Source organism: Candidatus Sphingomonas colombiensis (genome assembly GCA_029202845.1).
GTDB classification, from domain to species: domain Bacteria; phylum Pseudomonadota; class Alphaproteobacteria; order Sphingomonadales; family Sphingomonadaceae; genus Sphingomonas; species Sphingomonas colombiensis.
Genome location: CP119315.1, coordinates 3,154,617 through 3,167,377, shown reverse-complemented (window position 1 = coordinate 3,167,377; position 12,761 = coordinate 3,154,617). Strand labels below are relative to the sequence as shown.

Genomic DNA, 12,761 nt, shown 5'->3' with positions numbered 1-12,761 from the left:
CGCGCTTTATAGCGCCGGTTTCATGGCCGCAACCGCGCGAAACCGCCGCTTCAATAAGCCCGCGCGATCGCGAACTCGACCGCCTCGACCATCGCTTCCTTGGCCTTGCCCGATGCGAACGGGCCGAGCGCGTCGATCGCGCGCTGGCCGTAATGACGCGCGCGTGCCAGCGTATCGTCCACCGCGCGGGTGGTGCGGACCAGTTCGACCGCGTGGAGGAAATCCTCGTCGCTGTCGCGGCGGCCCTCGATCGCGTCCTTCCAGAACTTGCGGTCGGTTTCCGATCCGCGCGCATAAGCGAGGATCACCGGCAGCGTCATTTTGCCCTCGCGGAAATCGTCGCCCGCGTCCTTGCCCATCGTGCCCGCGTCGGAAACATAATCGATCGCATCATCGACAAGCTGGAACGCGATGCCGAGGTTGCGGCCATAAGCGTCGAGCGCGGCCTCCTCCTCTTCCGGCCGCTCCGCCACGACGGCGGAGATGCGGCAGGCTGCGGCGAACAGCGCGGCCGTCTTGGCATTGATGATGTCAAGATAACGCTCCTCGCCCAGATCGATCCGCCGCGCGGCGGTAAGCTGGTTCACCTCGCCCTCCGCGATCACCGCGCTGGCATTGGATAGGATTTTCAGCACCTTGAGGCTGCCGTCTTCCACCATCAGTTCAAAGCTGCGGCTGAACAGGAAATCACCGACCAGCACGCTGGCGGGATTGCCCCAGATCAGGTTCGCGGTGCGCTTGCCGCGCCGCAGGTCCGATCCATCGACCACATCGTCGTGCAGCAACGTCGCGGTGTGGATGAACTCCACCGCCGCCGCGAGCCGGTGATGCCGCGTGCCCATATAGCCGAGCAGCCGCGCACTCGCGAGCGTCAGCATCGGGCGCATGCGCTTGCCACCGCCCGCGATCAGATGGCCGGCCAGCTCGGGAATCAGCGGTATCTGAGATTGCATGCGATCGAGGATCGCGGCGTTGACGAGGTTCATATCGCCCGCGACCAGTTCGATCATCGGTTCGAGCGAAGGGGCCCGGTCGGCCAGACGGTGAATAGTGGCACTCATTTGGTGTCCGGCTCTAGGCCAAGGGCCCGAAAAGGCAATATGGGTGATTTGCCCAAGCCAACTCCACAAGCCTTGCGCGCGGGGCCGGCGCCACGCAAAAGGCGCGCGAGTGACCGATTGAGGAGGCATGATGCCGGACGACGTGCTGAAGGGTTATCGCAAGAGCATCGACAATATCGATGCGGCGCTCGTCTGCCTGCTCGCCGAACGCTTCAAGGTCACCCAGGCGGTCGGCCGGCACAAGGCGACCGCCGGGCTGCCCCCGGCCGATCCCGGCCGGGAGGAGGCGCAGATCGCGCGGCTGCGTCAGTTGGCGGAGGAAGCGGAGCTGGACCCTGAGTTCAGCGAGAAATTCCTGCGTTTCATCATCGACGAGGTGATCCGCCACCACGAACAATTGCGCAGCTGACGTCGGGTGGGCGCTGTTCGGCGCCCCTCCCTATCCGACCGCGCGATCGCGCCCCGCCCAATATTGCGCGCGCAATTCGCGCCGCAGCACCTTTCCGGAAGGGTTACGGGGCAGCGCTTCAACGATATCGACCGTCTTTGGCGCCTTATATGGCGCGATCCGCGCCTTCGCCCAGGCGATCACGGCTTCCGGAGTCGGCGCCTCGCCGTCCGCGACGATCAGCGCCTTCACCGCTTCGCCCCATTTCTCGTCAGGCACGCCGATCACCGCGACATCGGCCACGCCGGGGCAACCGGCGATCGCATTCTCCACCTCGGCGGGATAGACGTTCTCACCGCCCGAAACGATCATGTCCTTCATGCGGTCATGGACGAAGAAATGCCCATCCGCGTCCATATAACCCGCGTCGCCGGTGTGGAGCCAGCCGCCGGCCAGCGCCTCTGCTGTCGCCTCCGCCCGGTTCCAATAACCTTTCATGACGATATCGCCACGGATGACGATCTCGCCGATCCCGCCCGCCGGCAGCGCGTTTCCATCGGCATCGACGATCGCCATTTCCACGCCCGGCCATGGCTTGCCGCATGATTTGAGCAATCCGCCCGCGCGATGCGCCGATGGCGAGAGATAGGAACCCGAGCCGGCGGATTCGGTCATGCCGTAGAATTGCACGAAATCGCAGCCGAACACGGCCTGCGCCCGCGCCAGCACATCCTCCGATATCGGCGAGGCGCCATAAGCGATGTTGCGCAATTGCGGGAAGGTTCGGCCCGCGATCTCAGGCGCCTGCAACAACATCAGGATGATCGCGGGCGCGAGGAACGCATAGCTCACCTCGTGCTCCAGCATGATCCCGATCGCGTCGGCGGCCACGAAATCCTTGACCAGCACGATGCGGCAACCCTGGGCCAGCCCGGAAAAGCCCAGATTGGCCCCGGCCACGTGGAACAGCGGCATGACGACCATCATCGTGCGCCCCGCCTCATAAGCGAAGCCGTCGACCTGCTCGGCCATTTCCATGAAGCGGCGATAGTTGCGGTTGGTGAGCACCACGCCCTTCGGTCGCCCGGTCGTGCCGCTGGTGTAGAGCTGGAGCACATCGTCATCCAGCGACGGCCGTTCGGCCACCGCCGTCTCCGCCCCGCGCGCCAGCCACGCTTCGAACGAGACGAAATCGGGATGCTCGCCATAAAGCGCGATCAATTGCGGGCGGCGCTCCATCCCCGCCACCGTCTCCAGCGCCTCGGCGAAGAAATCCTCGCCGACGAACAAATGCGTCGGCGCGCAGTCAGACAGGATGAACGTCGCCTCGGGAACCGAAAGCCGCCAGTTGACCGGCACGAGGCAGGTGCGCGCCCGGCCCGATCCGAAGAACACGGGAAACCATCGCGGATGATTCTTGGTAAGCACCGCGATCCGGTCACCCGGGGTCGCGCCGCCCGCGATCAGCGCGCGGGCCACCGCGTCGGTTTGCGTGTTCAACTCGGCGAAGCTCGTCGGCCGGCCTTCGAACAGCACCGCCACCTGATCGCCGCGCGCATTGGCCTGCGCGGCAGGAATGTCCGAAAGGCACTGGATGGCTTCGAGATCGATCATCGTTTTCCTATCCCACGCGGTCCGCGATCAACGCTGGCAGCTTGTCACACTCCTTAGCTTACGAATGATTTTTCTCAAGCCCTCCATGCGCCGGTGATCGCGGGCCGGATCACCAGGCTGTTGAGATCGACCACGATGTGCGCGGCGATCGCGAGCCACAGTGCCCCGGTCGTCAGATAGAGGGCGGTGAAGACGATGCCCATCGCCCCCGTCGCGATCACCCCGGCCATTCCCTGATAGCGGTGCGCCGCGGCAAACATCAGCGCGGAAAGGATGAAACCGGCAAGCGCGCTCCCCGTCGCCAGCGCGACGAGCAGCGGCACCGCGAGGCGAAAGAACACTTCCTCCGCCACGCCGGCGACAAGCGAGAGCAATAGCCCCCAGCCAAGATCGGCTCGATCGCGTGGGAGCAGCCAGCCGAGTTCGCCGAACATCGGCCCACGGCTGCCGCGACGGCGCCATTGGATAAAGGCGATTCCCGCGCCGAGCGCACTGCCGCCGACCGCGCCGATCAGCAGCGTCCAGCCATCACCCGGTACGACCCACCCCGCGATGCCGTAGGTCTCGGCCAGACGTGCGAAACTCTCGGGCATCCGGCGGAGCGCGCGCCACTCGCCCGCCAGTGTCAACGCGATCAGCGCGGGCGCGGCGAAACCGCCGATCTGCCGCAGCGCCACCGCCAGATAGGCGCCCGAACGCCCGTGCCCGAAATTCAGCGCCAGCCGTCGCCGCACATACCAGCTCATCGCCAGCAGCGCGGCGAGCAGCAGCGCCGCGATCATCTCACCGCTCGATGCGATGTTCGCCCTTCACCCAGCGTACCGTGCCGGAAGAGGCGCGCATCACCACGCTCTCGGTGGTCATGTGGTTGCCACGGCGCTTCACGCCTTCCAGCAGCGAACCATCGGTCACGCCGGTCGCGGCGAAGATGCAATCGCCCTTCGCCAGATCCTTGAGATCATACTGACGATCGAGATCGGTGATGCCCCATTTGCGGGCGCGGGCGCGCTCGTCGTCGTTGCGGAACAGCAGGCGGCCCTTGAACTGCCCACCGACGCAGCGCAGCGCGGCACAGGCCAGCACGCCCTCCGGCGCGCCGCCCGATCCCATATAGACGTCGATCGTCGTGTCCGGATCCGTGGTGGCGATCACGCCCGCCACGTCGCCATCGCCGATCAGCACCACGCCGCAGCCGATCGAGCGCAGTTCGGCGATCAGCTTCTCGTGGCGCGGACGATCGAGCACGCAGGCCATAATCTCATGCGGCTCGACGCCCTTGGCGGCGGCGATCGCCTTGATGTTCTCGGTCGGCGTCTTGTCGAGATCGAGCACGCCCTCGGGATAGCCCGGCCCGATTGCCAGCTTGTCCATGTAAACATCGGGTGCGTTGAGCAGGCCGCCGGCTTCCGCGATCGCCAGCACGGCAAGGCTGTTGGGGCCGGATTTGGCGCAGATCGTCGTGCCTTCCAGCGGATCGAGCGCGATATCGATCTTCGGGCCGTTGCCGGTGCCGACCTTCTCGCCGATGAACAGCATCGGCGCCTCGTCGCGCTCGCCCTCGCCGATCACGACGGTGCCGTCCATGTCGAGGCTGTTGAGCGCCTCGCGCATCGCCTCCACGGCGGCGGCATCGGCGGCCTTCTCATCCCCACGCCCGACGAGCGTGGAGGCGCCGATCGCGGCGGCTTCGGTGACGCGAACCATTTCGAGCACGAGGACGCGATCGAGAACCTGACTGGCTTTGGGCATGGAATTCCCCTGAGACTTTACGCGCGGATAGGAGGCGCGGGTGTCATTGTCGAGACGGTGATTGCTCGATGCGCAGCTCGCGCCCGATGCCGATCGCCCGCAGGAACGCCGGATCATGGCTTACCACCAGCAACGCGCCGTCGAACTCGGCGAGCGCCCGCTCCAATATTTCGATCGACTCCATGTCCAGGTGATTGGTCGGCTCGTCGAGCAGCAGCAGCCACGGCGGACGTTCCCCCGCGAGCGCGCAGGCGAGACCGGCGCGCAGCCGCTCCCCGCCTGACAGCACCCCGGCTGGCTTCAACGCGTCTCGATTGCGAAAGGCGAAGCGCGCGCAGACCGCATATGCCGCCTGTTCGTCGAGCCCCGGATTGAGCCGGCGCAGGTTGCCCAGCACCGTAGCCTCGGGATCGAGCAGCGAGACATGCTGATCGAGCATCACCAGCCGCTCGGTCCGTCGCGCCTTGCCGCTGTCCGGCGCGATCGCCCCGGCGGCGATCCTGAGCAGCGTCGTCTTGCCCGCGCCATTCGCTCCCGCGATCGCCACACGCTCCGGCCCGCGTAGCGCGAGCGACCATGGCCCGAGCGCGCGAACCGCAACCTCGTCCAGCATCAGAACGTCGGCATTGGCGGGGACGCCGCTGCGCGGCAGCGCGATCGTCAGCGGGGTGAGCACCTCCACCTGCGCGCGCGCCGCATCCGCCTGCGTCGCCGCATCCGCCACCAGCCGCTCGCTCACGCGCTGCCCGCGCCCTGCGCTGTTCTCGGCGCGCGACGCCATGCCGCCAAGCAGGATGCGCGGCGCCGAACCGCTCGCGGCGAATGCCCGGCCGGCCTTGTCGCGCCGCTCCTGCCCCTCGCGGCGGCGCTGCGCATCGCGCTTCGCATCGCGCAACCGCGTCTCGCCGCGTTCCAGATCGGCGGCGGCGCGCGCGCGCTCGGTATCGCGCGCGGCGACGAACGCGCTCCATCCGCCGCCGGTGACGCGGATGCCGATCGGGGTGAGTTCCACGATCCGGTCCATCGTTTCCAGCAGATCACGATCATGGCTCGCGACGAGCATCCCGCCACGCCAGCCGGAAATCAGCGCCGTCACCGCGGCGCGGCCGGCCGCGTCCATATTATTGGTCGGTTCGTCGAGCAGCAGCACGTCCGGCCCGGCGATCGCCAGCCTTGCGAGGCCGATGCGGGTCCGTTCCCCACCGCTCAGCGAGCCGATCGCCCGATCAAGCGCCACCTCGGGCAAGCCGACCCCTGCCAGCGCCGCCGCCACGCGCGCCTCAAGCTCCCAGTCCGCCGCGTCGAAATCCGCCGCCGCGCCCTCCCCCGCAAGCAAGCGCGCCAGCACCGCCAGCGCGTCGGCAACGCCCAGCGCTTCGGCGATCGTCGCGGTGGCATCCCAGTCCTGCGCCAGGGTGCCGACCGTGCCCGCGCGCGCAACCGTGCCCGCAGCCGGCTCGGCCTCGCCAGACACGATCCGCAGCAATGTCGATTTGCCGGCGCCGTTGCGCCCGACCAGCCCGACGCGTTCAGCGCCGAGCGAAAGGGTCAGATTGTCGAAAAGCCGCTGCCGTTCAGGCGTGGCGGCGGAAATGGAATCGAGCGTAACGAAGGGAGGCATAAGGCACCGTGCAGACGGAAGAGACAAAGCGGCTGGCATTGTTCATCCGATGGTACACGGTGGTCACTCCTTATTCGGGGCGCCGATATTGGCGCCGAACGCTCGTTAATTCAACCAATCGCCCCCGCTTTTGCGCGGGGGTGACGATGCGGCGGGGTTTCGCCCCCGCCGCCCGGCTCAGTCGCGCAGCAGCTCGTTGATGCTGGTCTTCGATCGCGTCTGCGCATCGACGCGCTTTACGATCACCGCGCAATAAAGCCCCGGATTGCTGCCGGTCGATCCCGGCACGACCACCGAATAAGGCGGCACTTCGCCCCGGAAAACTTCGCCGGTCGCGCGGTCGATGATCTTGGTCGACGCACCGAGATAGACGCCCATCGAGAGCACCGCGCCCTCGCCGACGCGCACGCCCTCCGCCACTTCGGCGCGGGCGCCGATGAACGCGCCGTCGCCGATGATGACAGGATCGGCCTGCAACGGCTCCAGCACGCCACCGATGCCGACGCCGCCGGACAGATGGACGTTCTTGCCGATCTGCGCGCAGCTGCCGACCGTTGCCCAGGTGTCGACCATCGTGCCTTCACCCACATAGGCGCCGATGTTGACGAAGCTCGGCATCAGGATCGCGCCCTTGCCGATGAACGCGCCGCGCCGCGCCACGCTGCCCGGCACCGCGCGGAAGCCCGCTTCGCGGAACTCGGCCTCGGTCCAGCCGGAGAATTTCGAAGGCACCTTGTCGAACCAATGGCCCGCGCCGGGGCCGTTATCGATCAGCGCATTGTCGTTGAGGCGGAACGACAGCAGCACAGCCTTCTTCAGCCACTGATTGACACGCCAGCCGCCATTGCCATCCGGCTCCGCCACCCGCGCGGCGCCCGCATCGAGCAGCGCCAGCGCCCGATCGACCGCGCTGCGCACCTCGCCGGCGGTGGCGAGGCCGATCTCCGCGCGGTTTTCCCACGCTGCGTCGATCGTCTGTTCAAGCCCGGTGATGTCGCTCATAAAATTCCTTCAAGCCAGTGCGTCAGGTCGTGGGTCGTGTAATCGATGAAGCTCCGGTCGGCATCGGCCGCCTGCTCCGATCCGTTATCCACCCACACGGTGGTCATGCCGATCGCCTTGGCGGGCGCGAGATTTCGCGCCATGTCGTCGGCGAACAGGGTTTGCGTCGGATCGAGATCGAACGCGGCGCACAGCCCGGCATAGGCCGAGGGCGCCGGCTTCGGCACCAGATCCATCGCGTGAACGTCGTGCACCGCTTCGAACGTGGCGCCCAGACCCAGCCGATCGAGCACGCGGCGGGCATAAGGCGCGTCGCCGTTGGTGAAGACGATCTTGCGCCCCGGCAGCTTCGCGATCGCGGCGGCGAGCGGCGCGTTGTGCTCCAGCACGTCCATTTCGATGTCGTGGACGAAATCGAGATAATGGTGCGGATCGACCTGATGTTCCGCCATCAGCCCCGCGAGCGTGGTGCCGTGGCCGAGAAAATAGCCTTTCTGCACGCGTCGCGCCTCGATCGGATCGAGCCCGAGCAGATCGGCGACATAGGCCCCGATCTTCGCGTCGATCAGCGCGAACAGGTCCGCGCTCGCCGGATAGAGCGTGTTGTCGAGATCGAAGATCCAGTTGCGGATCGGGGCGAGCGTCGGATGCATGGCGGGGCTTTAGGAGGCAATCCCGTCGAGGACAACGCCGCGATCCCCGATATGGATGCGGCATGGGGAGGTTGCGGATCGCAACTTATCACGCCACATCCCGTGCCATGACCGCATATTCCCTGCTCGATCTCGTCCCCGTGGTGGAGGGTGGCAATGTCGCCCAATCGCTCGCCAATGCCGCCGATCTCGCGCGCCATGCCGAACGCATGGGCTACAGCCGATATTGGGTGGCGGAGCATCACGGCATGCCCGGCATCGCCTCGGCCGCGACGGCGGTGGTGATCGCGCATGTCGGGCAGGCGACCGATACGATCCGCGTCGGCGCGGGCGGGATCATGTTGCCGAACCACGCCCCGCTCCAGATCGCGGAACAGTTCGGCACGCTCGACGCGCTGTTTCCCGGTCGTATCGACCTTGGCCTCGGTCGCGCCCCCGGGTCGGACCAGCGCGTCGCCCGCGCGATGCGGCGGACGCTCGAAACCGATCCCAACGCCTTCCCCAATGATGTCGTCGAGCTGCAAAGCTATTTCGCGGACGACGGGCGCACCGGCATCACCGCCACGCCCGGGGCGGGCGCACGGCCCGATCTGTGGATTCTCGGCTCCAGCCTGTTCGGAGCGCAGCTCGCCGCGATCCTTGGCCTGCCTTATGCCTTCGCCTCGCATTTCGCGCCCGATGCGCTCGATCAGGCGCTGGAGGTGTACCGCCGCGATTTCCGCCCGTCAGCGCAACTCGAAAAGCCCTATGCGATGGCCGGGTTCAACGTCTTCGCCGCCGACACGCAGGAGGAAGCGGAGCTTCTGGCCAGTTCGCAGCAGCAGGCGTTCGTCGCGCTGCGCACCGGCAACCCGCGCCAGCTCCAGCCGCCCGTCCCCGGCTATCGCGCTAGCCTGCCGCCGCAGCACGCCGCGATCCTCAACCATGTCCTGCAATGCACCGCGATCGGCACGCGTGAGGAGATCGCGCGCGGCATCGCCGGCTTCGTCAGGCGCACCGGCGTGGACGAGGTGATGCTGACGAGCATGATGTACGATCACGAGGCGCGCAAACGCTCCTTCGCGATCGCGGCAGAGGCGATGCGGGCGCTCGAACCGGCTTAGGCCGCGCGCAACACCCGCGAACGCCCCGCCGCCTTCGCCGCATAGAGCGCCTGATCGGCACGCTTGATCACCGCCTCGATCGTTTCGCCCTCACGGCGCTCCGCAACGCCACAGCTCATCCCCAGCGTGAAAAGCGTGTCGGCGTCGATCGCCATCCGCTTTTCGCGCAGCGTGGCGGCAAGCCGGTCGCAGATCGTGCCGGCATCGGCCTGGCCAGTCGCCGGGAAGAAGATCATGAATTCGTCGCCGCCGACCCGCGCGACGACATCGCCTTGCCGCACGCCGCCTTCGATCACCCGCGCGAAATGTACGAGCGCGAGATCGCCGACGTCGTGGCCGAACCGATCGTTGACCTCCTTGAAGCGATCGAGATCGAGCACCGCGACCGCCATCTGCCCTTCGCGATGGATCTTGCCGATCCGCTCGTTGAGCGCGCCGCGGTTGAGCAACCCGGTCAGCGAATCGGTCGCCGCCAGCCGCAGCAGATCGCGCTCTCGCTCACGCAGCCGCCGTTCGCTCTCGGCGAGCTGCGCGGTCAGCCGCGCGCGCGCCGAAAGGCTGGCCGCAACCGGCAGACAGGTGAGCAGCACCACCGCGAGGAAGAATTGCATGAGATGCAGCCGCACCTCCGGCTGCTCCCCATAGATCGAGAAGGCCGAATCCAGTCGAAACACCCCCACCGCGCCCGCGATCGCAACGATCAGCACCACGAATTGCGTGCCGAGCCGCCCAAGCCGGAAGGTCGCGAGCATCAGCGGCGCGAACAGCACGAACGCCGCCGGGCGATGCGCGATGCCGAAGATCACGATCGACGTCGCGGTCACCAGCAGGATGATCCCGATCGCCTCGACATATTCGCGCGTCTTGCGGCCAATGATCGAGCGGCGATAATCCCCCGCCAGAAGCGATGTGAAGAACGGGGTGAAAACCAATAGTCCCAGCGCATCGCTGAAATAGCATTTGCGCAGACCGGCGGCGAAATCCTGGCCGAGCCAGATCCATCCGATGAGGGCCCCGCCCAGCCCGCCGACCGCGGGGGCCACGCCGCCCGCCCAAAGGATGAAGCGCCCAAGGTTCTCCGGCGCGCCCAGCACCTCGCCGACGCCGATCGAGCGACGCAGCGCATAGGCTGCAATCGTCACCTCGGTAACATCGACCATCCCATAGAAAACCGGCGCGACAAACGCGCCGCGCGCGAGGACATTAGCCAGCATGTTGCCGATCACGGCGGCGAACAGCACGTCGATCCACACGGTGCGTTTCGGTTGCAGCAGCAGCGCGAGCAACACCGCATTCGCCGGCCAGATCGGCGGCACCTCGTTACGATCGCTGACGAGCCAGATAGTCGCGGCGGCCAGCGCGAAATAGAGAACACCGACGCCGAACACGGCGGATAATCTTTCGCGTCCCATGCCGGTCTTCGTAACCGATGATGGCTTCCGAAATATTAACGCCGGGCCGTGGATGCGTTAACGCGTGGTAATCATTGGGCCATTGGCAGCCGCAGCCGCACGAGCAGGCCGCCGAGATCCTCGCTCTCCTCCAGCCGCACGGTGCCTTCGTAGATTTCGGCCACGTCGCGCACGATCGCTAGGCCAAGCCCGGTGCCCGGCTTGCCGGTGTCGAGCCGCGCGCCGCGATCGAAGATGCGCACCCGCTCCTGTTCCGGGATGCCGGTGCCATCGTCTTCCACCAGAACCTCGACGAAGCCGGAATGCGCGGTCACCGTCACGAACACGCTGCCGCCGCCGTATTTCGCGGCATTCTCCACCAGATTGCCGATGATCTCGTCGAGATCCTGCCGCTCGATATGAGCGACCAGCTCCTTTTCGCCATCCATGTCGATGCGGACGTGCGGATAGAGCCGCTGCACCGCGCGCTCGACCGATTCGATCGATTCCCACACCCTGGCCCGGCTGTGCGCCGATCCGCGCCGTCCGACGGCGCGCGCGCGCGCGAGATGGTGATCCACCTGCCGCCGCATCGTGCGCGCCTCGCGCACCACGGTTTCGGAAAGGTCATTCGAATTGGCGGTGGCCGCGTTCATGATTACCGTGAGCGGCGTCTTGAGCGCATGGGCGAGGTTGCCGGCATGGCGCCGCGCTTCTTCCGCCTGCACCTCGTTATGCGCCACCAGCGCGTTGAGTTCTTCCACCAGCGGCGCGACTTCGATCGGCATATTGCCCGAAACCCGGTTGGTCTTGCCGCCCCGCAGCTTGGCGATCTCCAGCCGCAGCTTGCGCAGCGGAAGCAGCCCGTAAAAGGTCTGGAGCGCCGCGAGCACGATCAGGCCGAGCCCGAGCAACAGGAAGCTGCGGATCAGCGTGCGTCGCAACACGTCGATCTGGGCGTCCAGCCCGCTGCGGCTTTGCGCCACCTGGAATCGCCAGCGCACCTGCGATCGCGGCAGCGTCACATCACGCTCCACCACCCGCAATTTCTCGTCGTGGAACTGATCGCTGTCATAGATATGGACGCTGCGATCATTATGGTTCGCGCCATAGGAAAGCTGGCGATCCCACAGCGAGCGTGAGGGAAACGGCTCGCGACCGCGTGCCGAAACCTGCCAGTAAAGCCCGGAATAGGGCTCCAGAAAGCGCTGATCGGCGGGTTCGCGGTTGAAGATCACTTCGCCGTCGGGGCCGATTTCGGCCGAAACCAGCAGCGATTGGAGGACATATTCGAGCTGATCGTCGAAATTCCGCGTAACGGCGCTGACCAGCACGCGATCGAGCGCCAGCCCGCCGCCCGCGAGCAGCAGCAGAATCCACGCCGCCGCGATCAGGATCATCCGCCGCGAAAGCGATCCGATCCGGCGGATCGGCCGCGTATTGTCCTGTATCGCGGCGGTCATCGGCGATGGCTCAGCCGGCCGGATCTTCCAGACTGTAGCCCAGCCCGCGAATCGTGGTGATCACGTCCTGCCCCAGCTTCTTGCGGATGCGCGTGACGAACACCTCGATCGTATTGGAATCACGATCGAAATCCTGATCGTAAATATGTTCGATCAGCTCGGTACGGCTCACCACCTTGCCCTTGTGATGGAGCAGATAGCTCAGCAATTTATATTCCTGCGCGGTCAACTTCACCGGCTCGCCGGCACGGGTCACCTTGCCCGAACGGGTATCGAGACGGACATCGCCGGCGGTCAGCTCGGACGAGGCATTGCCGGATGCGCGGCGGATCAGCGCGCGCAGGCGGGCGATCAGCTCCTCGGTCTGGAACGGCTTGGCGACATAATCGTCCGCCCCCGCATCCAGCCCGGCCACCTTGTCGGACCAGCTGTCGCGCGCGGTGAGCACCAGCACGGGGGTCGTCTTGCCCTCCTTGCGCCAGCGATCGAGCACGGTCAGCCCGTCGATCTCCGGCAGGCCCAGATCGAGCACGATCGCATCATAGCTTTCGGTCGAGCCGAGGAAATGCCCCTCCTCGCCATCGGTGGCGAGGTCGATCGCATAGCCGGCTCCCTCCAGCGTGCTCTTGAGCTGCTGGCCGAGGTTCGGCTCGTCTTCGACGATCAGGACGCGCATGTTGTCTCCCTTTGGGTTCCGCCGTCGGCGTTAACACCGA

General features: G+C 66.5%; 12 protein-coding genes. 2 read left to right on the top strand and 10 right to left on the bottom strand.

Annotated elements, in window-relative coordinates:
• Nucleotides 1–50: 50 nt before the first annotated feature.
• Nucleotides 51–1,061: a polyprenyl synthetase family protein gene (locus P0Y64_15270; GenBank protein ID WEK42718.1), complete on the bottom strand. Its 1,011-nt coding sequence runs from the start codon at nt 1,059–1,061 to the stop codon at nt 51–53.
• A 130-nt stretch (nt 1,062–1,191) separates the two neighbouring features.
• On the opposite strand from P0Y64_15270, the gene P0Y64_15265 reads away from it, so the two are divergent.
• Entirely contained in the window at nt 1,192–1,470 is a 279-nt protein-coding gene (locus tag P0Y64_15265; protein WEK42717.1) for a chorismate mutase, read from the top strand.
• A gap of 30 nt (nt 1,471–1,500) precedes the next feature.
• Here P0Y64_15265 and P0Y64_15260 read toward each other — a convergent pair whose 3' ends face one another.
• The 6 genes from P0Y64_15260 to P0Y64_15235 form a co-directional block, all read right to left on the bottom strand.
• Entirely contained in the window at nt 1,501–3,063 is a 1,563-nt protein-coding gene (locus tag P0Y64_15260) for a long-chain-fatty-acid--CoA ligase (protein WEK42716.1), read from the bottom strand.
• A 74-nt stretch (nt 3,064–3,137) separates the two neighbouring features.
• Entirely contained in the window at nt 3,138–3,845 is a 708-nt protein-coding gene (locus tag P0Y64_15255) for a CPBP family intramembrane metalloprotease (protein WEK42715.1), read from the bottom strand.
• A gap of 1 nt (nt 3,846) precedes the next feature.
• Nucleotides 3,847–4,812: a class II fructose-bisphosphatase gene (gene glpX / locus P0Y64_15250; GenBank protein ID WEK42714.1), complete on the bottom strand. Its 966-nt coding sequence runs from the start codon at nt 4,810–4,812 to the stop codon at nt 3,847–3,849.
• A gap of 43 nt (nt 4,813–4,855) precedes the next feature.
• Nucleotides 4,856–6,433: an ABC-F family ATP-binding cassette domain-containing protein gene (locus P0Y64_15245; GenBank protein WEK42713.1), complete on the bottom strand. Its 1,578-nt coding sequence runs from the start codon at nt 6,431–6,433 to the stop codon at nt 4,856–4,858.
• Nucleotides 6,434–6,610: 177 nt separating this feature from the next.
• Nucleotides 6,611–7,435, bottom strand: a complete 825-nt coding sequence (gene dapD / locus P0Y64_15240) for a 2,3,4,5-tetrahydropyridine-2,6-dicarboxylate N-succinyltransferase (protein WEK42712.1) — start codon at nt 7,433–7,435, stop codon at nt 6,611–6,613.
• Nucleotides 7,432–8,088 carry a pyrimidine 5'-nucleotidase gene (locus P0Y64_15235; GenBank protein WEK42711.1) on the bottom strand — a complete coding sequence of 219 codons (657 nt, stop codon included), beginning with the start codon at nt 8,086–8,088 and terminating at the stop codon, nt 7,432–7,434. Before P0Y64_15235 ends, dapD begins: the two co-directional genes overlap by 4 nt.
• A 107-nt stretch (nt 8,089–8,195) precedes the next feature.
• Here P0Y64_15235 and P0Y64_15230 point away from each other — a divergent pair, with 107 nt between their 5' ends.
• Nucleotides 8,196–9,191, top strand: a complete 996-nt coding sequence (locus P0Y64_15230; GenBank protein ID WEK42710.1) for an LLM class flavin-dependent oxidoreductase — start codon at nt 8,196–8,198, stop codon at nt 9,189–9,191.
• On the opposite strand, the gene P0Y64_15225 is transcribed toward P0Y64_15230, so the two are convergent.
• The 3 genes from P0Y64_15225 to P0Y64_15215 form a co-directional block, all read right to left on the bottom strand.
• A complete protein-coding gene (locus P0Y64_15225) occupies nt 9,188–10,603 on the bottom strand; it encodes a diguanylate cyclase (protein ID WEK42709.1) in 1,416 nt (471 codons plus the stop codon). The genes P0Y64_15230 and P0Y64_15225 overlap by 4 nt on opposite strands.
• Nucleotides 10,604–10,674: 71 nt before the next feature.
• Nucleotides 10,675–12,045, bottom strand: coding sequence for an ATP-binding protein (locus tag P0Y64_15220; GenBank protein ID WEK42708.1), 1,371 nt, complete (start codon nt 12,043–12,045; stop codon nt 10,675–10,677).
• Nucleotides 12,046–12,055: 10 nt separating this feature from the next.
• Nucleotides 12,056–12,721 (bottom strand): response regulator transcription factor, encoded by a 666-nt coding sequence (locus P0Y64_15215; GenBank protein ID WEK42707.1) that lies wholly within the window; start codon nt 12,719–12,721, stop codon nt 12,056–12,058.
• Between the last annotated feature and the right edge of the window lie 40 nt (nt 12,722–12,761).